The organism is Tatumella saanichensis, from assembly GCF_000439375.1.
Lineage (GTDB): Bacteria > Pseudomonadota > Gammaproteobacteria > Enterobacterales > Enterobacteriaceae > Tatumella > Tatumella saanichensis.
On the sequence record NZ_ATMI01000001.1, the window covers coordinates 168,028 to 190,657 of the forward strand.

Below are 22,630 nucleotides of genomic sequence, written 5' to 3' on the forward strand. Positions count from 1 at the left end.
GGGTCAAACCGGCGATATCTGTTTACAAGGGCCGACGGAATGGCGGATCACCAGAGTCGGATGAAACAGGTTGGTGATGGTGGGTAACGGCTGTTTTTTCGACAATGCCAGTGCTAGCGATGCCGCCTGCTGTGCCATGGTCACTACTGGGTAGCGGATGGTGGTTAGCCTAGGGCGCACATAGCGCGATACCAGTACATCATCAAACCCCATCAGCGACATCTGCTGCGGGACCTGAATGCTGTTATCGTTTAACGCCGCCAACGCTCCTGCCGCCATCGAGTCATTATAACAGGCGACTGCACTAAAACTTTTCCCCATCCCCAGTAGGCTAATCATCGCTTTTTCACCGCCGGTTTCATCCGGTTCACCGAAAGCCACAAGTTGCGGGTTGTCCGGTAAATGATGATCCTGCAAGGCTCGGTGATAGCCGGCTAAGCGATCGCCAGCATCGGAAATGGCATGATCTGAACAGATAAAGGCAATATTTTCATGGCCCTGCTGGATAAGATGCCGGGTCGCCAGCCAGCTGCCGTAATTATCGTCCAGCGCAATACAGCGTGATTCGAAACCAGGCAGCGTGCGGTTAATCAACACGACCCCCGGGATTTGGGTCATCAGTGCGGCCAGTTCTGCATCCGGAATTTTTTTAACGTGCAGCACCAGCGCTTCACACTGATGGCGGATCAACTGCTCGATGGCCAGCCGTTCCTGCTGCTCATCGTGGTATCCGTTACCAATCAGTAAGAAGTTACCGGTTTGACGGGCAACTTCATCCACGGCTTTGACCATCACGCCGAAAAACGGGTCGGCCACATCCGCTACAATCAGACCAATGGTGGCAGTGGTCTGCTGTGCCAAGGCGCGAGCATTGGCATTAGGCTGGTAGTGCAGTTGCTGCACGGCATCGTTGACCGCCTTACGAGAGGCTTCACTGGCTTTAGGGGAGTGGTTTAATACTCTTGAGACAGTGGCAACTGAAACGCCGGCAAGCTTAGCAACATCTTTAATGGTAGCCATTTCAGTATTCCGGGTGAGTAGCAGATCCGGGAAGTGTTACGGAAAAAACCAGAGACTGCAAGCAGCATCACGGCTAATCCTGGTCGTTTTTCACTTAAACCAACGGTCCGCAAGGCTTGGGACGCCTGAGGTAGCCTGGGAGACGTGTGGGGATTAGTTGCGAAGAGGGCAGTAAAAGGCACTCCAAAAGTAATAACAGCGTAAATAGCTACTTACATTTTGCCAGCAATTGTTGCGTTTGTCTGGTAGAGAAAAAAGTTGTTCGGCTGCTAAGTTAAAAGTCCCAGAGGTATTGATGGGTGAACATCAAGAAAATTTTGATTACACCGACCTGCGCAGATGTGCAGGTTTTTTTTGCCTCCAGTTTCTCATTTCTCTGATGCCCCTGATATGCTATCACTGTGCCGTAATAGGGACGATTACCAACTGATACACACTTTCGCTGTGATTTTGGGGGTTAATTCATTATAAAACATCGTCAGTTTGCCTAATTTATCTTACTTCAGCGGAATGTTATGCCCCGGATAAAAAAGATACTGGGAAAAGACCAGATCAATACCACCTTCAACCCTTTCCGATTTCGCCTAGTATGCTTGGGTGTCGTATGCTGTCTGGCTTTTCTACTATTGCGGGTCGGTGATCTGCAATTGCTCGATCATCCGATGCTGGAGCGCCAAGCAGACCAGCGTTCTTTGCGTACCGTGATACTGCCCACCAACCGCGGTACCTTATTAGACCGTAATGGCGATACCTTGGCTTTGAGTGTGCCGGCACGAGATATCATCGCGGACCCCTTGAAAGTACTGGAAGCAAACCCGAATTTTTACAGTCCTAAATGGGCCTATCTGGCTTCAGCGCTGAATATGCGTCCAGAGCAGTTGGCCGCGGAGATCACTGCCAATCCGAAAAAACGTTTCCTCTATTTGGGCCGTAAAATTGAGCTGGGTATCGCTAAAGATATCGCCCAACTGCGCCTGACAGGGATCACCTCGGTGTATGATGACAGCCGTTTCTACCCGATGGCAGATGCCGCGGCACCGTTAATCGGCATTGTCGGTGCCGATAACACCGGACTTAACGGAATAGAGCACAGTTTCGATAAAATCTTGCAGGGTGTGCCGGGTAAAGAGAAATACCGCCAAGATGGTCAGGGGCATATTATTTCGATGCTTAGCTACCAGCCGCCCTCCCAGCCGCCGAATGTGCAGTTGAGTATCGATAAATTTATTCAGTACACCATGTACAGCAAATTGCGTGATGGCGTGCTGCTGAACAAAGCGGACTCTGGTGCCGCCGTAATGGTGCGGGTCGATACCGGCGAAGTCTTGGGGATGGCCTCCTATCCGTCCTACAACCCGAATAATTATGATGATGCCACACCGGTACAGATGCGTAACGTGGCGATTAACGACAGCTTTGAGCCCGGCTCGACAGTGAAACCGCTGGTGGTGATGGAAGGTTTACAGCGCCATTTGGTACGTCCAGATTCAGTACTGGATACCACTCCTTATGTGGTGAATGGGCACTTGATCCGTGACGTCGGTAACTGGCCGCGACTGACTATGACAGGCATCCTACAGAAATCCAGTGATATCGGGGTTTCACACATTGCCCTGGCGATGCCAGCTGAAGTGTTAGTGAATACTTACCGTTCCTTTGGTTTGGGCAGACCGACCGACCTTGGTCTTACGGGGGAAAGTACTGGTTACTTCCCGCTGCACCGTCAGCGTTGGGCCGATATTGAACGTGCTACCTTCTCCTTTGGTTACGGGCTACGTATCACGCCGCTGCAGATGGCGCGGGAATATGCCACCCTCGGCTCTTTCGGGATCTACCGTCCGTTGTCGATCACCAAAGTGACGCCACCAGTTGAAGGACAGCGGGTCGCCGACGAGGATGTGGTGCGCAGCGTGGTCCATATGATGGAAAGTGATGCATTGCCTGGTGGCTCTGGGGTGCGTGCGGCAGTGCCGGGTTATCGTCTGGCGATTAAAACCGGTACTGCAGAAAAAATGGGCAGCAATGGCAAATATGATGGCGGTTATATCAACTATACCGCGGGAGTGGCTCCGGCGAGCCATCCGGTGGTGGCGTTGGTGATTATGATCAACCACCCGACTGCTGGTGCCCACTTTGGGGGCTCGGTGGCCTCACCGATCTTCGGCAATATTATCGGCCCAGTGCTTAAGTATATGAATGTGGCCCCGGATGCGTTGTATAACGTCAATACTCCGGTCACTACGCCGTAACCTGAACCACTGCCCTGAAAAGGGCAGTGGTTTTTTCTTTCTCACGCTGTTTTTATGCAGAAATCTTAGCTGATAGTGATCTCACCCGAGCATTAGCTATCCTCTTAACAAAACTCTTACGTTTTACCGGTAGAAATATAATGCCGCGAGTGCCCATAATTGGCTAAGCGTCCGAAATATTGACTTGATTGCACAACGATTCTGTCTGCGTGTGTCCACTTCCTCTGATAACCACGAAATCCGATGACTAAAAACACTGAAAAAACTGTTCGTTCTCACTGGCTGCGATGGTTGCTTGTTGCGATTTTCTGTCTGATTGTTGCCGGGGTTATCTGGCGGGTGTGGTTTTCCTCGCCAGCGGGAACTGGAATGCCAGGCCCCGGTGGCCGTCACGGCAGACCCGGGGCGGGGGCGACTACCTTGGTGCATGCCGGGGTGGCTTCACAGGCGAATGTGCCGGTTTATTTGACCTCACCAGGCACCGTGATCCCCAATGCTAGCGTCACAGTGACCAGCCGTGTCGATGGCGAACTGCAGAAAGTCTACTTTACCGAAGGACAGCAGGTGACTGCCGGTCAGCTACTGGCGCAGATTGATGATCGCAGCTATCAAGCATCTTTAGCCCAATATGAAGGGGCACTGCAACAAAATAAAGCCTTGCTGACCAGTGCTCGCCTGACTCTGGCGCGTTATCGAAAACTCTATGCAGAAGATTCTTTGGCAAAACAGGATTTGGAAAGCCAAATGGCGACCGTTGGGCAGTACAGCGGTGCGGTCAAAGAAGATGAAGCGCAGATCAACAGCGCCAAAGTGAACATCAGTTACTCACGTATTACCGCGCCAGTCAGCGGCCGGGTAGGGTTACGTTTGGTTGACCCGGGGAACGTGGTCAGTGCGTCCTCGACCTCGCTGGTGACCATCACCCAGATGCAGCCGGCGGCCGTTACTTTCAGCGTGCCGCAGAGCAATATCCCAATGCTGGTTAAAAAGTTGCACCACGGACAGGCCATGCCTGCCACGGCCTTTGATCAAGATGGGAAAACCGTGCTGGCACAGGGGGAAGTCCGTTTTATCAGTAATGAAATCGATACCAGCACCGGCAGTGTCGAAATGAAAGCCATGTTCCCGAATACCAATGAGGCTCTGTACGCTAACCAGTTCGTGGATCTGCGCCTACAGACTGAAACTCTCAATCAGGCGACGGTGATCCCCGCTGAAGCACTGCAGCTTAGCAGCGACGGTAGCTTTGTGTTTGTGATCAACACCGATAATACCGTCACCCGTCGCAGTGTCAGCGCCGGACCGGTGTACGGCAGTGACCAGCAGGTGATCCTCAGTGGGGTTAAACCAGGGGATAAAGTGGTCACCGAAGGGATTGACCGTCTGACGACCGGTGCCAAAGTCTCGGTGGTCTCAGAGAATGAAACTGAGGCGGCGAGTGGCAGCGATACCTCTAAAGCGAACCCACAGGCGAAGCAGTAATGAATCCTTCCAGGCTGTTTATTCAACGCCCGGTCGCCACCATTCTGCTGATGACCGGTATTTTACTGTCCGGGATCTTCGCTTACCGTTTTCTGTCGGTATCTGCGTTACCCCAGGTCGATTATCCCACCATTCAGGTGACCACTCTCTATCCTGGGGCCAGCCCGGAGGTGATCTCCACCTCTGTGACTGCGCCGCTGGAGCGTGATCTTGGCGAGATGAGTGGCCTTAGCCAGATGACCTCCGAGAGTTCCGGCGGCTCATCGATCATTACTTTACGCTTCGGGTTAGACACCTCCCTCGACGTGGCAGAGCAGGATGTGCAGGCAGCGATTAACTCCGCGGACAGCCTCTTACCTTCGGATCTGCCTAACCCGCCGACCTATAAAAAGGTCAATCCGGCGGATACGGCGGTGATCACTCTGGCAGCGACCTCCAATAACCTGCCGTTGAGCCGGGTTCAGGACTTAGTGAACACCCGTATCGCCCTAAAATTGGCGCAGATCAACGGAGTGGGGATGGTGACTCTGGCAGGGGGGAATCAGCCAGCCATCCGCGTTCAACTGGATCCCACGGCACTGGCGGCCCATGGTCTGACCCTGTCTGACGTCAATACTCTGATCAATAACAGCAACGTTAACGGTTCTAAAGGCGGCTTTGACGGTCAGTTTCACTCGGTCACCATTGATGCCAATGACCAGCTACGCACGCCAACGGAATATGGCAACCTGATCCTCACTTGGCAAAATGGCTCGGCATTACGTCTCAAGGATATCGCCACCATTACCCAAGGGGCAGAAAACCGCTTCCAGTCAGCGTGGGCGAATAAGCAACCGGCTATTATTGTTAGCGTGCAGCGTCAGCCCGGCGCGAATGTTATCCAAGTGGTCGATAGCATTAAGGATCAGATCAAGACTTTGCAGTCGGCGTTGCCGGATGGGGTGAAGCTGAGCGTGGTCTCTGACCGTACCCAGACCATCCGTGCCTCTATCCATGATGTGCAGTTTGAACTGCTGCTGTCTGTAGCCCTGGTGGTGATGGTGACCTTCCTATTCCTGCGTAACCTTTCTGCCACGCTGATCCCCAGTGTGGCGGTGCCGTTATCGCTGGTCGGTACCTTCGGGGTGATGTACTTGATGGGCTTTAGCCTGAATAACCTATCACTGATGGCTCTTACCATCGCTACCGGCTTTGTTATCGATGATGCCATCGTGATGGTAGAGAATATCTCTAGACGATTGGAAGAGGGCGAGCCGCCGCTGCAGGCCGCACTGAAAGGCTCCCAGCAGATCGGTTTTACCCTGATCTCTTTGACGTTCTCGCTGATTGCGGTACTGATCCCGTTGTTATTTATGGGGGACGTGGTTGGGCGCTTATTCCGCGAATTTGCCATTACTCTGGCGGTCTCTATTCTGGTGTCTCTGGTGGTATCATTGACCCTGACGCCGATGCTGTGTGCCTACTTACTCCGTCATCAGCCTGAGGAAAAACAGTCACGCTTTGCCCGTAAAGGCGGCGAATTTTTTGAGCGGATCATCCGTGGTTATGACCGTCTGCTGACGATAGTCCTGAATCATCAGAAAATTACCCTGCTGGTGGCACTGGCGACTTTTGTGCTGACAGCCCTACTATATGTGCTGGTGCCAAAAGGCTTCTTCCCGCCGCAGGATACCGGCCTGATCGAAGCCACCACTATTGCCTCTCAGGATATCTCTTTCCAAGATATGGCGAAGCGTCAGCAGGCGCTGGCAGATATCGTACTGAAAAATCCGTCAGTGGAGTCGTTGACCTCGACTATCGGTATCGATGGCACCAACACCAGCCTTAATAGCGGCCGCTTTCAGATCAACCTCAAGCCTTTCTCTGAGCGCAGCGACAGCGGTGAACAAGTCGCTAAGCAGCTCCAGCAAGCCGCCCGCCAAGTGCCCGGTATCAGCCTGTATATGCAGCAGGCGCAGGATCTGACCGTCAATGATCAGGTCACCCCAAGTCAGTATCAGTTCACACTGGCGTCACTGGACAGCGAAGATTTGGTGAAGTGGACGCCACAGATCGTCGCCGCAATGGCTAAGCGGCCGGAGTTTAACAGTGTGGTCAGTAATCTACAGGATCAGGGACGGATTGCTTATGTCGACCTGGACCGGGACAAAGCCTCACGGCTGGGGATCACTGCCTCAGACGTCGATACAGCCCTGTACAATGCATTCGGACAGCGTCTGGTCTCGACTATTTTTACCCAGTCCAACCAGTATCGTGTGGTGCTGGAAGTGGCTCCGCAATACCAAGCCAGCCCGAGTGCCCTCGGTGATATTTATCTGAAATCCTCGGTGACGGACAGTAGTTCGTCGTCCGATACCACCAGTACCACTAGTAGTAGTTCTACGGATAAGGTGACAGACAGTGCCACCCGTAGCGGTATGGTGAAACTGAGTTCGATTGCCACTATTCATCAGCGGCTTGGCTCGCTAATGAATATGCGCTTGAACCAGTACCCGGCGGTGATGATGTCGTTTAACCTCAATGACGGTTATTCCATTGAGCAGGGGCAGCAGGCGGTCAGCGAGATCACTCAGCAGCTTAAGCTGCCATCCTCGATCACCTTGGCATGGCAGGGGGAGGCCTCGGCCTTTAAAAATGCGACCGGAAACACCCTATGGCTGATCCTGGCTGCGCTACTGACCATGTATCTGGTGCTGGGGATCCTCTATGAGAGCTTTATTCATCCAGTCACTATCCTGTCGACACTGCCCTCGGCAGCGATAGGCGCATTACTGGCACTGTTACTGACCGGTACTGAATTTAGTCTGATCGCCTTGATTGGGGTGATCCTGCTGATCGGTATCGTCAAGAAAAACGCCATTATGATGATCGATTTTGCGCTAGAGGCTGAAAATGAGCAGCGTTTGTCGCCGCGTGACGCTATCCATCAGGCTTGTCTGTTACGTTTCCGACCGATACTGATGACCACCATGGCAGCGTTACTGGGGGCGTTACCGCTGATGCTCTCTAGCGGATCCGGTTCGGAATTACGCCAGCCGATGGGGCTGGTGATTGTCGGTGGCCTGATCGTCAGTCAGGTCCTGACCCTGTTCTCGACCCCGGTAATTTACCTGTGGTTTGATGGACTGTCGCAGCGCGGTAAACGCATTATTCAGCGTCGTCGTGATGCCAGTAAGGGGGCGTCATGAATATGACCCGGCTGTTTATTTTCCGGCCGGTCGCAACAGTATTGCTAACCCTAGCAATACTGTTGCTGGGAGGATTGGGCTACCGACTATTGCCGGTAGCACCACTGCCGCAGGTGGACTTTCCGACCATAATAGTCAGCGCCAGCTTACCAGGAGCTAACCCAGAAACGATGGCCGCGACGGTCGCGACTCCGCTGGAGCGGACGCTTGGACAGATTTCGGGTGTCACCCAGATGACCTCCAGCAGTTCCCAGGGCTCGACCTCGGTCATCTTACAGTTTGACCTAAGCCGTAACATTAATGGTGCGGCGCGAGATGTACAGGCTGCGATCAATGCATCACGCAGTTTGCTGCCCAGCAGCATGCCGTCTTTACCCACTTACCGTAAGGCTAACCCTTCGGATGCGCCGATTGTGATGTTAGCCCTTACTTCGCCGAGCCGTGCCCCTGGAGCGCTCTACGATCTGGCGGAAAGTAAAATCGAGCAGGTACTATCCCAGGTGAAAGGGGTCGGTGAAGTGTCGCTGATGGGCAGTGCGCTGCCGGCGGTACGTATCGACCTGCAACCAGAGAAGTTGACGCAGTATGGCATCTCACTGGATGCAGTACGCAGTGCCGTGGCGGATAGCACGACTAACTTGCCAAAAGGGATTCTAGAGGGCAAAAATTTTGCTTGGTCTATCGACAGTAACAGCCAGTTAGAAAGCGCCGCCCATTATCAGAACCTGATTATCCGCTATCAGAACGGTAAAGCGGTTCGGCTGCATGACGTGGCAACGGTGTATGACAATGTCCAAGATAAATACAGTGCTGGCTATTTGAACGGTAACCCGGCGGTGATGATTGGTGTCACCCGTCAGGCTGGGGCAAATATGTTGCAGACCATTGATGCTATCAAAGCGCAAATCCCGGCGCTACGGGCTTCACTGCCAGCAGATACCTCCCTCAAGCTGGTGATTGACCGTGCTCCGACAGTTCGGGCCTCGCTGTATGACACCGAAGAGACCTTATTTACGGCCATGCTGCTGGTGATTGCGGTGGTATTCGTATTTCTGCGTAACTGGCGGGCGGTGCTGATCCCCGCATTGGCCTTACCGGTCTCTCTGGTCGGCACCTGTATGGTGATGTACCTGCTTGGTTACAGCCTGGATAACCTGTCACTGATGGCGATTATTATCGCCACCGGATTTGTGGTCGATGATGCGATTGTGGTGCTGGAAAATATCATGCGCCACATTGAGGCGGGTTTAGGACCGTTCAGGGCAGCAATACGTGGAGCCAGAGAGGTCAGTTTTACCGTCCTGTCGATGACCGTATCATTGATTGCCGTGTTTATACCGATACTGTTGATGGGCAGTATCGTCGGTCGGTTATTCCGTGAGTTTGCGGTCACACTCAGTATCTCGCTGGTGATCTCGATGTTTGTCTCCCTGAGTCTGACACCGATGCTCTGTTCCCGGCTGCTGAAACGCCAGCCGCCGGTAGCCCAGCGTCCACATCCGCTATTTCGTTGGATAGAAACACAACTGAACCGTCTACTGGCCGCCTATAGCCGTGGTTTATCCTGGGTGATGGCCCATCAGAAACTGACCATGTTCAGCTTGTTACTGACGGTGCTTCTCAACCTGTTCCTCTATTCGGTGGTGCAGAAAGGTTTTTTCCCTAATCAGGACACTGGGCTGTTGATGGGGATGGTGCGGGCCGACCAGAATATCTCTTTTCAGGCCATGAAACCGAAAGTGAAGCAGTTTACTGAGCTGATAATGGCTGATCCGGCAGTAGAAGATGTGATGTCCTCTACCGGTGGCGGCCGTTTTGGCTCGCGCAATACCGCCAGCTTTTTTATCCGTCTGAAAGATTACAATCAGCGCAGCGCTACGGCCACGGAGGTCGCGAACCGCTTGACTGCCAAAGCCAGCCATGTGGCCGGGGCGCAGATGTTCCTGATGGCGGCACAGGATCTGCATATTGGTGGGCGCAGTGCAAACGCCACCTATCAGTACAGCCTGCAAGCGGATGACCTTGATCTGCTGCGTACCTGGACATCGAAAGCGGCGGCGGCGCTGCGAGCATTGCCAGAATTGACCAGTGTCGATTCAGATTCGCAAACCGGCGGCCAAGAGGTAATGATCACTATCGACCGTGACCGCGCCAGCCGATTAGGGGTGAATGTCAGTATGCTGGATACCCTACTGAACAATGCGTTTAGTCAGCGACAGATTGCGACCATTTATAAAACCCTGAATCAGTATCATGTGGTGATGATGCTACAGGGCAGTGATACCCAAGACCCGTCAGAACTGAAAAAACTGTATGTGATCAATGACAGTGGCGACCGAGTACCGCTGTCTGCCTTTGCAACCTTCAGTGGTGGTAATGCGCCGTTATCCGTTAACCATCAGGGTCAGTCGGCCACCAGTACCCTGGCTTTTAACTTGGCGGATGGGGTATCGCTGGAGCAAGCACAGGCTGCCATTAAGGTGGCGATGGCAAAAATTGGGTTACCGGATACCATTCAGGCCGGTTTCCAGGGCACCGCAGCTGCCTTCAGTGAATTGACGGCCACCATGCCGTGGTTGATCCTAGCGGCGCTGGCGGCGGTTTATATCGTGTTGGGGATGCTTTATGAAAGTTATGTGCATCCGCTGACCATACTATCGACACTGCCTTCCGCCGGGGTGGGAGCACTGTTATTACTGCTGCTCACCAATACCCAACTTACGGTGATTGCGCTGATCGGTATTGTTTTACTGATCGGTATCGTCAAGAAGAACGCCATTATGATGATTGACTTCGCACTGGAGGCTGAACGTAAGCAAGGACTTACCCCACAGCAGGCGATTACCCAAGCCTGTATCCAGCGTTTTCGGCCGATTATGATGACGACCCTAGCGGCGTTTTTCGGCGCACTACCGCTGGCGCTGGGCAGTGGCGGCGATGCTGATCTCCGCAGTCCGTTGGGGATCGCCATTGCCGGTGGATTGGCGCTGAGTCAGTTGCTGACCCTGTTTACTACGCCGGTTGTTTATCTCTGGCTGGACCGGTTAAGCCGGGCGACGAAACGACAATGGCACCGCCTACGGGCCTGAGGAACCTGATTGATGAAAACACTAAAAACACTGACTCCTATCTGCTTGGCGCTGCTACTCAGTGGCTGTATGGTCGGTCCGGATTATCATCGTCCTTCGGCAGATGTGCCGCTGCAGTATAAAGAGGCTAAAGGCTGGCAACGAGCGACGCCATTGGATGCGCAGCCGAAAGGGGAGTGGTGGCGGGTGTTCAATGACCCAGAGCTGAACCTCCTGATGCCACAAGTGGTCCTATCGAACCAGAATATTGCGATGTATGCGGCGCAATACCGTCAGGCGCAGGCGCTGGCGGCGCAGTCTAAAGCAGCTCTGTTTCCATCGCTGGGGATCAGTGCTGACTCAACCCGTTCGGGATCCCATACCAACAGTCGTCCGGTGACCCGAACGGTGTCTAATAGTCACTCTGCAGAGTTGACCGCCAGTTGGGAAGTGGATCTATGGGGACGGTTACGCCGTCAACGTCAGGAAGATCAGGCCAGTGCCTCAGCCAGTGCGGCAGAACTGGCTAATGCTACCTTGAGTGCTCAGTCAGAACTGGCTCAAGACTACTTTCAGCTACGTTTCCTTGATCAGCGTATCGCCCTTTATCAGCAGAGTATTACGGCCTATCAAGGATACCTGCGGGTGATCACTAATCAGTACAACGCTGGAAGTGTCGACCGTGGCACTTTGGCACAGGCTCAGATGCAGTTATCCAGCACCCGTTCTACCGCCCTCGATTATCAGTGGCAACGGGCACAGCTAGAACATGCCATTGCCTTACTGGTCGGTAAGACCCCGGCACAATTCTCGCTTCCCCCGGCTCCGCTGCAGGCGAGCTTACCGCAGATACCGGTCAGTGTGCCGGGCAGTCTGCTGCAGCGTCGCCCGGATATCGCCTATGCAGAGCGCAATATGGCCGCGGCCAATGCTGCCGTCGGTGTCGCCATTGCTGGCTATTATCCGGACCTGACCCTCAGCGCCAGCGGCGGTTTCAGCTCCTCGGTATTACATAACCTGTTTAGCTTACCGGAGCGGGTCTGGTCGTTGGGGCCATCACTGAGTGGCACGGTGCTGGATTTCGGCGCAACCTCCGCCAGCGTCGAGCAGGCCAAGGCGTCTTATGATGCCAGCGTGGCCAGTTACCGTCAGGCAGTGCTGACGGCCATGCAGGATGTGGAAGATAACCTAGTGGAACTCAATACGCTGCACCAGGAAATTGATGCCCAGCAGCAGGCGACACAGGCGGCCATCGATTCTGCCCGCGTTACCCGTAATCAGTACAATGCTGGCATGATCGACTACCTGGATGTCGCGACCACCGAAAACAGCAGTCTTAGCGCCCGTCAGAGCCTGATCTCCCTGCAAAGCAGTCAGTGGCTGACTAGTGTGGCGCTGATCGCCGCCTTGGGTGGCGGATGGGACAGTTCGCAACTGCCGGATGCCCCGTCCAATAGTCATCCCTCTCAATAATTCTGCCTACTTCTGTACCGTAAAATCGGCAGACCAAAGCGTCTGCCGGTTCACAAAGCCCAAAAAAAATCAGACATTTTGCCGTCGGTAATTGTTTCGCAGGAAACAAACGTGTTTAATCCTGCCCATTACTGTCTGAAATTTAAGGAGAGGGGATGACTGGATTTTTACGTGGACTTTGCCGGCTGTTTTGGCGGGTCAGGGTTCACGGGGATTTATCCTGTTTGCACCAAGATAAATTGTTGATCACCCCGAATCATACCTCTTTCCTGGATGGTATCTTGCTGGCGCTGTTTTTACCGGTAAAACCGGTGTTTGCTGTCTGGTCAGGGCTTTCTGATCACTGGTATATGCGCATTGTTCGCTCGATGGTTGAGGTAGTGCCCCTCGATCCGCTGAAGCCGATGTCGGTGAAGCACTTGATTCGATTGATCAATCAGGGACGTCCAGTGGTGGTGTTCCCGGAAGGGCGGATCACGGTGACCGGTTCACTGATGAAAGTCTATAGCGGCGCCGGTTTCCTAGCAGCTAAAACCGGGGCGACGGTGGTACCGGTACGTATTGAAGGGGCTGAATTCAGCTGGTTTGCTCGGCAGTGGGGTAGCGTCAAACGGCGGCCATTCCCTTCTATTCAGTTGCATATTCTGCCGCCGACCACGCTACCCATGCCGGTTGCGGCCAGTGCCCGTCAGCGGCGTGTGTTGGCCGGAGAACACCTGCAGCATATTATGATGGAAGCTCGGATGGCAGCCCGCCCTCGGCAAACGTTGTTTGAGGCCTATCTCAGTGCCATGCACCGTTATGGCCGAGGGACGCCCTGTATCGGTGATGTATTTACTCCAGCGGACAGTTACCAGGGCTTACTGAAAAAGATGCTTGGTGTGGCCCGGCTACTGGAAAAACACTGCCCGCCCGCGGCGACGCCGGGGTTGTTACTGCCAAACGCGGCAGTCACTCCGGCGGTAATTCTCGGCGCGGTGATGCGTGGCCGGACACCCGCGATGCTTAACTACTCAGCCGGTGTTCGTGGCCTACAGGTTGCCGTGGATGCGGCGCAGATCACCACCATTTTTACGTCGCGACGCTTTCTCGAAAAAGGGAAGCTGACGGCGTTGACCGAGCAACTGACGGGGGTGAACTGGGTTTATCTGGAAGATCTCAAAGGCAGTCTGACGGCAGGTGATAAATTGTGGATCCTCCGTCACCTGCTGCAGCCACTCAAGGCCCAGACCGCGCAGCAGCCGGAAGACGCGGCGATGATCCTCTTCACTTCCGGCTCAGAAGGGGCACCTAAGGGAGTGGTCCATAGCCACAAAAGCCTGTTGGCGAATGTGGAACAGATCCGTACCGTAGCAGATTTCCACCCCGGGGACAGGTTTATGTCCTCGCTACCATTGTTCCACGCTTTTGGCCTGACGGTAGGCTTATTTACCCCGCTGATGACCGGTGCCGAAGCCTTACTCTATCCAAGCCCGCTGCATTATCGTGTGATCCCTGAACTGGTGTATGACCGTAACTGTACCGTGTTGTTCGGCACCCCTACCTTTTTGGCACAGTATGCCCGCTTTGCCCATCCTTATGATTTTTCAAGGGTCCGTTATGTGGTCTCCGGTGCTGACCGCCTGCCAGAGTCCACACAGGCACTCTATCTGGAAAAATTTGGCCTGCGGATCCTCGAAGGCTATGGTGCGACCGAATGTGCGCCGGTATTATCGATAAACGTCCCGTTGGCCGCTCGCCCTCATACTGTTGGGCGACTGTTACCGGCCATGGATTGTCGGTTGATCTCAGTGCCGGGTATCGAGCAAGGGGGACGATTACAGGTCACCGGTCCTAACCTGATGAAAGGTTATCTACGTCATACCGCGCCTGGGGTGATTGAGCCGCCGGTGGCCGATAACGGCGAAGGGGGGGAACAGGCTGGCTGGTATGATACCGGCGATATCGTCAGTTTTGATGATGATGGTTTTTGCCAGATCCAAGGGCGCGTAAAACGTTTTGCTAAGATTGCCGGTGAAATGGTATCACTGGAAGTCGTTGAACAGCTGGCGTTGCAGGCTTCGCCGGACTATCAGCATGCGACAGTGGTGAAAGCGGATCCCCAACGCGGAGAAGCATTGGTGCTGTTTACCACCGATCCACAATTACGCCGTGAGTCGTTGCTGGAAGTCAGTCGCCGTAGCGGACATAACGAGATGAGTGTGCCGCGGGATATCCGCTTTATTGCTGAGTTACCGCTGCTTGGCAGTGGTAAGCCCGATTATCAAGAACTGAAACGACAGCTGACTGCCGACACCGACAGTCAGGCAGGAGCAAGCGATGGGTCAAAGTAGTCACGTTATCCCTCCTAATGCTGACGGGCTACGGCCGGTATTATTGGCTCAGTTTTTCTCAGCGTGCGGCGATAACGCGTTGTTGTTTGCCACCTTGGCATTGATAAAACAGGATGGTTGGGCGAGCTGGACACAGCCGTTGCTACAGATGGTATTTGTGCTGGCTTATATTGTCCTCGCCCCTTTTGCCGGACAGATTGCCGACAGCTTTCCCAAGGGGCGGGTGATGATGGTTGCTAATGCCCTAAAATTGATTGGTGCCGCACTGATTACCATTGATGTGAACCCTTTCATCGGATACGGGCTGGTGGGGATCGGTGCTGCCGCGTATTCTCCGGCGAAATATGGCATTCTCGGTGAACTGATGGACAAACAGCGTCTGATCCGTGGCAATGGTCTGATGGAGAGCTCGACTATTGTGGCAATACTGCTCGGTTCGCTCAGCGGCGGTGTGCTGGCAGATTGGCATGTCTCTACGGCGCTGCTGTTATGCGTGATTATTTATGCGGTGGCGGTACTGGCCAACCTACTAATCCCTTCATTACCTGCCGCCTTGCCGTCCCCACAGTGGCACTGGCGTAAAATGCTGACTAGCTTTCGCAGCGCCACCCTGACCCTATGGCAAGACAGTGAAACCCGTTTTTCGCTGATCGGAACTAGCCTGTTTTGGGGGGCGGGCGTAACATTGCGTCTGCTCTTGGTACTTTGGGTGCCAGTGGCGCTGGGGATCACTGATAACAGCACGCCATCACTATTGAATGCATTAGTGGCAGTCGGCATCGTCGGCGGCGCTTTGCTGGCAGAGAAGTTAATTACCTTGAGCAATACTCGGCGCTGTATGCCCGCAGGTTTGTTGCTGGGCATCGTGGTGATCCTGTTTACCCTGACTCATCATATCTGGAGCGCAGGTTTCTGGCTGATCCTGACCGGCTTATGCGGTGGCATATTTGTGGTGCCATTGAATGCATTATTACAGGTGCGCGGCAAAGAATCCGTGGGGGCAGGGGCTGCTGTGGCGGTACAGAACCTTGGGGAAAATGTGGCCATGCTAGGAATGTTAGCGCTGTACACCTTGGCGGTGAAAGCAGGGCTGCCTGCGGTAGCGACTGGCTGTGCTTTCGGCGGTCTGTTCGCAGTGGCGATTGCGGTGCTGTGGATGTGGCAGCGGATGCAAGTAGCAAAACGCTGAATGGCCTGTCCCTTGAGGACAGGCCGTAGACCGACTTAAGGGGCCGGATAGGTAAAGCGGCGATGAATGGCTTCTAACTCCGCCATGATTTCTTCATTTAGCGTCAATTTTTGACTGTCGATATTGATCTTCAGCTGCTCCAAACTGGTCGCGCCCAGTAGCGTACTGGCAACAAACGGCTGTTGGCGGACAAATGCCAGCGCCAACTGTGACGGATCTAGGCCGTGTTTCTCCGCCAACCCAACATAGGCTTCAATCGCTAAGCACGACTGTTCGCCGGAGTAACGGGTAAAGCGGCTGAACAAGGTGTTACGGGCACCCTCAGGTTTACGACCGTTGAGGTATTTCCCACTCAGGGTGCCGAAAGCCAGCGATGAGTAGGCCAGTAATTCCACACCTTCGTATTGACTAATTTCCGCCAGACCCACTTCAAAACTGCGGTTCAGCAGGCTGTAAGGGTTCTGAATGCTGACAATTCGTGGTAGATCATGCTTTTCTGCCAGCTGCAGATAACGCATCACTCCCCACGGAGTCTCATTCGAGACCCCGATATAGCGGATCTTACCGGCACGTACCTGTTCAGACAGGGCTTCAAGGGTTTCCAGCAGCGTTACTGGGACATTTTCATCGGTGTATTCATAGCCGAGACGGCCGAAGAAGTTGGCTGGACGTTGTGGCCAGTGTAATTGATATAAATCGATATAATCGGTGTTCAACCGTTGTAGGCTGGCATCTAAGGCTGCACGGATATTTTTGCGGTCCAGCGCCTGGCCGGGACGGATAGAGGCATCGTTACCGCGCACCGGGCCTGCCACTTTGCTGGCCAGAATAATCCGCTCGCGGTTGCCGGTTTTTTTCAACCAACTGCCGATATATTTTTCGGTCAACCCTTGGGTTTCAGGGCGTGGTGGCACCGGATACATCTCTGCGGTATCAATCAGGTTAATGCCCTGACTGAGGGCATAATCCAGTTGCTGGTGGGCATCTGCTTCGCTGTTCTGTTCGCCAAAAGTCATAGTACCCAGCCCCAATCGACTCACTTCTAGGGAACTGTGGGGAATGCGATGATAGTGCATTGCTTGCTTCCTTTTGTCGTTATAAGTTTAAGAAAATCTACACTCCCCCTTAGCGCAAGTCCAGAATAAGGGCAGATGGTCCCAGGATTAGTCGTAACAGAACGGGGAAGCGGCGATAAGGCTACGGGGAGTCAGCGGCAGAGGAGAGCCCCGCAGTCAAAAACGGCACTGCGTAGTGACAACAGCAGCGGTTAGCATCAGTGGCTGTAGTTATTAGGTGAACCGCCTGTTAGCGCTCAATAATGCCTGAGATCTCATCACTATTAATCAGCTTATGTTCACCGGCTTCATCAGTATACCCGAGTAACCCAGTTTCGCTGTCAATCTCTGGCTTACCGTCGGTCATAATCATCTGTCCGTCTTTGGTCGCCATTACATAATGGCTGCTGCAACCGGCCAGCAGCAATGTCCCTACCAGTAGGCCGCAGCCTGTGGCTATCTGTAACCTTTTCATGGCGCTCCTCAGCACTGTTCTCCTGATCGTCAGTATAGTAATAAATGATTTATCGTCAGTAGACAAAGGGGAGCGGTCTTAAAGTGATATTACAGGGGAAATATCCGGCGTATTCTGGCATAGAGGGCCTATGCTACGCCGGATGGAGGTTATCCGTGGGACTTTTTCTTTTTACCACGCAGTAGATTCAGCATTTCTACGGCCATTGAGAAGAACATGGCAAAGTAGATATAGCCTTTAGGGATCTCAATGTGCACGCTTTCCAAAATCAGGGTAAAACCGACCAGGATCAAAAACGCCAGCGCCAGCATTTTTATGGTCGGATGACGGTCAACGAATTCACCAATGGCTTTGGCCGCAAACATCATCAGCACTACCGCCACCACGACGGCTGCCATCATAATAAATAGATGGTCGGACAGGCCGACAGCGGTGATCACTGAGTCGAGGCTGAAAATAATGTCCAGCAACATAATTTGCAGGATCGCTCCGGCAAAAGAGTGCACCTTACTGTCATGGGCGGTCTCGCCCCCTTCGATGGTTTCATGAATTTCGCCAGCGGATTTCCAGATCAAGAACAGTCCTCCACCCAGCAATATCAGGTCGCGGACCGAAAAATCATGGCCATAGAGTGTAAACAGCGGATGCGTTAAGCGTACCACCCAGGCAATTGAGGCCAGTAATGCCAGACGCATGAGCATGGCGGCTACTAGGCCAAGACGCCGAGCTTTATTCTGTTGCTGTGCGGGGAGCTTAGCCACCACCAAGGACAGAAAAATAATATTATCGATCCCCAGTACTACTTCCAGAACAATCAGTGTTCCGAGCGCCAACCAAGCGTTGGGATCCGCAATCCACTCAAACATATCGATATCAATCCTAAACGAAAACTAAACAAAGAGTATAACCGGACAGGATTAAACCATTGTAGTAAAAATTTACAATAAAAAATGGCGTGCCAATAATGCGCCGGTAAAGGTTTTTTTCAGATAAAAACCACGGGGCAGGGTCATTATTGGTCTGCCGTCTGGGCCAATCGCATCTGTTAGGGCTTTGCGGTTTGCCGCTTTGGGGCGGATTTGCAGGTACTGGCCATGTCGGGCCGTGATTTTTTCTACCTCGCCCAGCACAATCATATCCATCAGTTCCTCCCAGTCTGCCCGTAACTGCTGCTCTTCTTCAGCGGACGGGGTCCACAGCAATGGACTACCAATCCGACGGCTCCCCAAGGGTAATGCACGGTCTCCTTCCACGGGGATCCACAGCACCCTTGAAAGTTTGTACCGTAAATGGCTGTTCTGCCAGTTAACCCCGCTGTTACCGGTCAGAGGGGCGACACAGACAAAGGTGGTTTCCAGCGGTTGACCGCGGCTGTCGACCGGAATAGTTTTCAGTTCGATGCCCAGATGGGCGAAATCCTGCTCTGCTTTACTGCCGGCTGTAGCCCCCAGGTGTTGTTCAATAAGGGTACCTACCCAGCCTTTATCTCGGCGTAAGTCAGCGGGGATAGGGAGCCCCAACGCTGCTGCCAGTTCGGATAGCGATTGTCCAGCCAGTGCAGTGGCCCGCTCCATTAAGATAGCTTCATTTTCCGGCGGTGGAACGGGAGCGCAGGGATGGTACATAACACCTCTTTTGGTTGGTTAAAAAGCATACGGCAATGTGGGGCAATTAATTGCTTATAAAACGCTGGGGGGATAAACGCAATAATAGCATGATTACTCTTACTTTTTTATCCCACTCTGGTCTGTATCAGCGCAGTGGATGCCGGGTTATACCCCTTTGTCATCGACAATAAACAGGATTATACGCAGAGTTATCCACAGAAAAATGGGATAACTGTGAATGAACCTGACTACTGGTTCGATTTACAGCCTTGACTTTACCTTCTTGTGTCATTTTTTTGCGTAGGGTGGATAACATATCACCATAAACTGTGGATAAAAATACCGTTGGTTGTTTTTTGCGCATTGCGTTAAGTGGTGGCGAGCGCAGGTCTACTTGTAGGGGGGTAGATACTGTGAGATTTACATTAAGGTTATGATTTTAATATGAAAGTAAAGCATCCCCTGAAAGGGGGGGAGAAATGGTTGATCGTGATTATTCAGGGAAATCCCGTGTTCTACACAAAGCTATCCACAGAAAAGGTGCATAAAATTCCCCTTGAAGAGGGCTCTCTGTTTATAAGTAGGTACTTTTTTGTGAGTTATCTTCAATTTATTCTGACAAAAGGCGCTCAGCCAATGGTTTACCGCCTGTAAGGAGTATGAAACAATCAGGCTATCTGAATATAGCTTTGAGGTAGTCTGGTGATCGATGATGATGGCTACCGCCCGAATGTTGGGATTGTAATCTGTAACAGGCAAGGACAGGTTCTGTGGGCCAGGCGTTTTGGACAACACTCTTGGCAATTTCCCCAGGGAGGCATTAATCCCGGAGAGACCCCGGAACAGGCGATGTATCGGGAATTATACGAAGAAGTCGGGTTACATCGTAAAGATGTACGGATCATTGCCTCAACCCGTAACTGGTTGCGTTACAAATTGCCCAAACGTTTGGTGCGTTGGGATACCCGGCCGGTGTGTATCGGCCAGAAGCAAAAATGGTTTTTGCTGCAACTGCAATGCCATGATGGTGCGATTAATGTTCAGGGCAGCAGCACACCTGAATTTGATGGCTGGCGCTGGGTAAGTTTTTGGTATCCGGTGCGACAGGTTGTCTCTTTTAAACGGGATGTTTATCGTCGTGTAATGAAAGAGTTTGCCACGGTAGTCATGTCTGCTCCGGAAAATGCGCCGCAACGCAGTCCACAGGCAAACCGCAGAAAGAGAGGATAGTGCATGGCGCTGATGCTCACCCGGTTACGTGATATTGTTGAGAAGGTGGCCAGTGCGTCGCGGCTGAATGATGCGCTGGAAATACTGGTCAATGAAATCTGTCAGGCCATGGAAACGGAGGTCTGCTCCGTCTACCTTGCGGATCATGAGCGTCAGTGTTACTACCTTATGGCGACCCGCGGCCTGAAAAAACCCAAAGGTCGCACTATTACTCTGGCATTGGACGAAGGGATTGTCGGCTTGGTGGGACGTCTTGCCGAACCGATTAACCTCGCCGATGCCCAGAGTCACCCCAGTTTTAAATTTATTCCCTCAGTTAAAGAAGAAAATTACCGTTCCTTCCTCGGTGCGCCGATTATCAACCGCCGCCAGCTAATGGGCGTGCTGGTAGTCCAGCAGCGTGAACTCCGCTCTTTTGATGAATCAGAAGAGTCCTTTCTGGTAACCCTGGCGACCCAGGTCGGTACTTTACTCTCGCAGTCGCAGATAGGTCAGCTGTTTGGCGTGTTCCGCCAAAGCCGTATCCGTGCCATTGCCGCTTCGCCGGGCGTAGCCGTTGCACCGGGCTGGGTGGATCATATTCAGCCAACACTGGAACAGGTGACTCAGGCCTCCACCCTGGATACCGGACAGGAGCGTGAGCGTCTGTTGTTGGCAATGAGTGAAGCCGGCGATGAGTTTCGCCGCTACAGTAAGCGTTTTTCCAGTAGCGTACAGAAAGAGACGGCGGCGATTTTCGACCTTTACTCGCATCTGCTCAGTGACCCACGCCTGAAAAAAGACCTAATGGCTGAAGTGGAGCGGGGCTCGGTTGCCGAGTGGGCCGTTAAAACGGTGATTGAGCAGTATGCCGGACAGTTTGCCGACCTGAAAGATGCCTACCTGCGAGAACGCAGTGGCGATATCCGCGAACTGGGTCAGCGACTGTTATTCCATCTTGACGACAGCTTACAGGGCGCCAATACCTGGCCGGAAAGGTTCGTGCTGGTGGCCGATGAGTTAACGGCCACTGCTCTGGCGGAAGTGCCGCCGGAACGCCTAGCCGGAGTGGTGGTACGCGACGGTGCTGCTAACTCCCATGCAGCGATCCTCACCCGGGCAATGGGGATCCCGGCGGTGATGGGGGCGGATATCCGCCCTGAACAGCTAAACAAACATCTGCTGATTGTGGATGGCTACCGCGGTGAGTTATTGGTCGATCCGGAACCGATCCTGATCAAAGAGTATCAGCGTCTGATCCGCGAAGAAAATGCCCTCAGTGAAACTGCCGAACGGGTCGCCGAGCAGCCCGGGGAGATGAAAAGCGGAGAGAACATTCATATCCTGCTGAATGCAGGGCTGAGTGCTGAGCTGGAACAAGCCATGGATAAGCGGGTAGACGGTGTCGGGCTGTACCGTACCGAAGTGCCGTTTATGCTGCAAAGCGGGTTTCCCTCTGAAGAGGAGCAAGTTGCTCAGTATCAGGGCATGTTGCAGGTGTTCAACAACAAACCGGTAACGTTGCGCACCTTGGATATCGGCGCTGATAAGCAACTGCCGTATATGCCGATCAGTGAAGAGAACCCTAGCCTCGGCTGGCGGGGGATCCGCCTAACACTGGATCAGCCGGAAATCTTCCTGGTACAGGTCCGTGCCATGCTGCGTGCCAACGCGGCCTCCGGAAACCTGAATATCCTGTTGCCGATGATCACCAGCGTCGATGAAATCGATGAAGCCCGTAAATTGATTGAGCGTGCCGGCCACGAAGTGGAAGAGATGCTCGGTTATCCGATCCCGCGTCCTAACGTCGGCTGTATGATCGAAGTGCCGTCGATGATTTTCCTGATCCCGCAGGTGGCCCGTATCATCGATTTTATCTCGGTGGGGACCAATGACCTGACGCAGTATCTGCTGGCGGTGGACCGCAACAATACTCGGGTTGCTAATCTGTATGACTCACTACATCCGTCGGTACTACGGGCTATCTACCAGATTAACCTCGAAGCGCGCCGCCATAACTTGCCGGTCAGTGTCTGCGGGGAAATGGCCGGGGACCCGATGAGCGTTCCGCTACTGACCGGTATGGGGTACCGTCATTTGAGTATGAATGGCAAGAACGTACCGCGGGTGAAGTATCTATTACGTCATCTTGAGTGTAATGAAACCGAGCAACTGGTAGCGCAGGTGTTACAAGCCAGTACCGCCAGTGAAGTACGCTATCAGGTGGCAGTCTTTATGGAGCGTCGCGGCCTAGGAGGATTGATCCGCGGCGGCCGTTAACG

General features: G+C 53.3%; 14 protein-coding genes. 9 read left to right on the top strand and 5 right to left on the bottom strand.

Going from position 1 to position 22,630, the window contains the following annotated elements; all coding sequences use genetic code 11:
• Positions 1–3 precede the first annotated feature (3 nt).
• Positions 4–1,020 carry an HTH-type transcriptional regulator GalR gene (gene galR / locus DW47_RS0100790; RefSeq protein WP_029684415.1) on the bottom strand — a complete coding sequence of 339 codons (1,017 nt, stop codon included), beginning with the start codon at positions 1,018–1,020 and terminating at the stop codon, positions 4–6.
• A gap of 515 nt (positions 1,021–1,535) precedes the next feature.
• Between galR and DW47_RS0100795 the strand changes: the two genes are divergently transcribed.
• The 7 genes from DW47_RS0100795 to lplT all read left to right on the top strand — a co-directional run bounded on the left by DW47_RS0100795 (position 1,536) and on the right by lplT (position 16,002).
• Positions 1,536–3,269: a penicillin-binding transpeptidase domain-containing protein gene (locus DW47_RS0100795; protein WP_029684416.1), complete on the top strand. Its 1,734-nt coding sequence runs from the start codon at positions 1,536–1,538 to the stop codon at positions 3,267–3,269.
• A 243-nt stretch (positions 3,270–3,512) separates the two neighbouring features.
• On the top strand, positions 3,513–4,751 hold the full coding sequence (locus tag DW47_RS0100800) for an efflux RND transporter periplasmic adaptor subunit (protein WP_038026910.1): 1,239 nt from the start codon (positions 3,513–3,515) through the stop codon (positions 4,749–4,751).
• The gene (locus DW47_RS0100805) at positions 4,751–7,939 is read left to right on the top strand and encodes an efflux RND transporter permease subunit (RefSeq protein WP_029684418.1); all 3,189 of its coding nucleotides are present in this window, start codon (positions 4,751–4,753) and stop codon (positions 7,937–7,939) included. Before DW47_RS0100800 ends, DW47_RS0100805 begins: the two co-directional genes overlap by 1 nt.
• Complete coding sequence (locus DW47_RS0100810) at positions 7,936–11,028, top strand: efflux RND transporter permease subunit (protein WP_029684419.1); 3,093 nt, start codon at positions 7,936–7,938, stop codon at positions 11,026–11,028. Before DW47_RS0100805 ends, DW47_RS0100810 begins: the two co-directional genes overlap by 4 nt.
• A gap of 12 nt (positions 11,029–11,040) precedes the next feature.
• Positions 11,041–12,480 carry an efflux transporter outer membrane subunit gene (locus DW47_RS0100815; protein ID WP_051150785.1) on the top strand — a complete coding sequence of 480 codons (1,440 nt, stop codon included), beginning with the start codon at positions 11,041–11,043 and terminating at the stop codon, positions 12,478–12,480.
• A 155-nt stretch (positions 12,481–12,635) separates the two neighbouring features.
• Positions 12,636–14,813 carry a bifunctional acyl-ACP--phospholipid O-acyltransferase/long-chain-fatty-acid--ACP ligase gene (aas, locus tag DW47_RS0100820; protein ID WP_029684422.1) on the top strand — a complete coding sequence of 726 codons (2,178 nt, stop codon included), beginning with the start codon at positions 12,636–12,638 and terminating at the stop codon, positions 14,811–14,813.
• Complete coding sequence (gene lplT, locus DW47_RS0100825) at positions 14,800–16,002, top strand: lysophospholipid transporter LplT (RefSeq protein ID WP_029684423.1); 1,203 nt, start codon at positions 14,800–14,802, stop codon at positions 16,000–16,002. Before aas ends, lplT begins: the two co-directional genes overlap by 14 nt.
• A 35-nt stretch (positions 16,003–16,037) precedes the next feature.
• Here the strand turns inward: lplT and DW47_RS0100830 are convergent, their stop codons facing one another.
• The 4 genes from DW47_RS0100830 to mutH form a co-directional block, all read right to left on the bottom strand.
• Positions 16,038–17,078, bottom strand: coding sequence for an NADP(H)-dependent aldo-keto reductase (locus DW47_RS0100830; RefSeq protein WP_029684424.1), 1,041 nt, complete (start codon positions 17,076–17,078; stop codon positions 16,038–16,040).
• Positions 17,079–17,307: 229 nt separating this feature from the next.
• On the bottom strand, positions 17,308–17,532 hold the full coding sequence (locus DW47_RS0100835) for a YgdI/YgdR family lipoprotein (RefSeq protein WP_029684425.1): 225 nt from the start codon (positions 17,530–17,532) through the stop codon (positions 17,308–17,310).
• 149 nt (positions 17,533–17,681) lie between these two features.
• Positions 17,682–18,398, bottom strand: coding sequence for a TerC family protein (locus tag DW47_RS0100840; protein ID WP_029684426.1), 717 nt, complete (start codon positions 18,396–18,398; stop codon positions 17,682–17,684).
• Between the two features lie 72 nt (positions 18,399–18,470).
• Entirely contained in the window at positions 18,471–19,157 is a 687-nt protein-coding gene (gene mutH / locus DW47_RS0100845; protein ID WP_029684427.1) for a DNA mismatch repair endonuclease MutH, read from the bottom strand.
• 684 nt (positions 19,158–19,841) lie between these two features.
• Between mutH and rppH the strand changes: the two genes are divergently transcribed.
• Both rppH and ptsP read left to right on the top strand, forming a co-directional pair.
• Positions 19,842–20,369, top strand: a complete 528-nt coding sequence (gene rppH / locus DW47_RS0100855; protein ID WP_029684429.1) for an RNA pyrophosphohydrolase — start codon at positions 19,842–19,844, stop codon at positions 20,367–20,369.
• 12 nt (positions 20,370–20,381) lie between these two features.
• Positions 20,382–22,628: a phosphoenolpyruvate--protein phosphotransferase gene (ptsP, locus tag DW47_RS0100860; RefSeq protein WP_029684430.1), complete on the top strand. Its 2,247-nt coding sequence runs from the start codon at positions 20,382–20,384 to the stop codon at positions 22,626–22,628.
• Positions 22,629–22,630: the final 2 nt, after the last annotated feature.

Excerpts from the sequence above, each read along its gene's own strand:
- galR (WP_029684415.1), bottom strand. The coding sequence starts at position 1,020 with ATGGCTACCATTAAAGATGTTGCTAAGCTTGCCGGCGTTTCAGTTGCC.
- DW47_RS0100795 (WP_029684416.1), top strand. The coding sequence starts at position 1,536 with ATGCCCCGGATAAAAAAGATACTGGGAAAAGACCAGATCAATACCACC.
- DW47_RS0100800 (WP_038026910.1), top strand. The coding sequence starts at position 3,513 with ATGACTAAAAACACTGAAAAAACTGTTCGTTCTCACTGGCTGCGATGG.
- DW47_RS0100805 (WP_029684418.1), top strand. The coding sequence starts at position 4,751 with ATGAATCCTTCCAGGCTGTTTATTCAACGCCCGGTCGCCACCATTCTG.
- DW47_RS0100810 (WP_029684419.1), top strand. The coding sequence starts at position 7,936 with ATGAATATGACCCGGCTGTTTATTTTCCGGCCGGTCGCAACAGTATTG.
- DW47_RS0100815 (WP_051150785.1), top strand. The coding sequence starts at position 11,041 with ATGAAAACACTAAAAACACTGACTCCTATCTGCTTGGCGCTGCTACTC.
- aas (WP_029684422.1), top strand. The coding sequence starts at position 12,636 with ATGACTGGATTTTTACGTGGACTTTGCCGGCTGTTTTGGCGGGTCAGG.
- lplT (WP_029684423.1), top strand. The coding sequence starts at position 14,800 with ATGGGTCAAAGTAGTCACGTTATCCCTCCTAATGCTGACGGGCTACGG.
- DW47_RS0100830 (WP_029684424.1), bottom strand. The coding sequence starts at position 17,078 with ATGCACTATCATCGCATTCCCCACAGTTCCCTAGAAGTGAGTCGATTG.
- DW47_RS0100835 (WP_029684425.1), bottom strand. The coding sequence starts at position 17,532 with ATGAAAAGGTTACAGATAGCCACAGGCTGCGGCCTACTGGTAGGGACA.
- DW47_RS0100840 (WP_029684426.1), bottom strand. The coding sequence starts at position 18,398 with ATGTTTGAGTGGATTGCGGATCCCAACGCTTGGTTGGCGCTCGGAACA.
- mutH (WP_029684427.1), bottom strand. The coding sequence starts at position 19,157 with ATGTACCATCCCTGCGCTCCCGTTCCACCGCCGGAAAATGAAGCTATC.
- ptsP (WP_029684430.1), top strand. The coding sequence starts at position 20,382 with ATGCTCACCCGGTTACGTGATATTGTTGAGAAGGTGGCCAGTGCGTCG.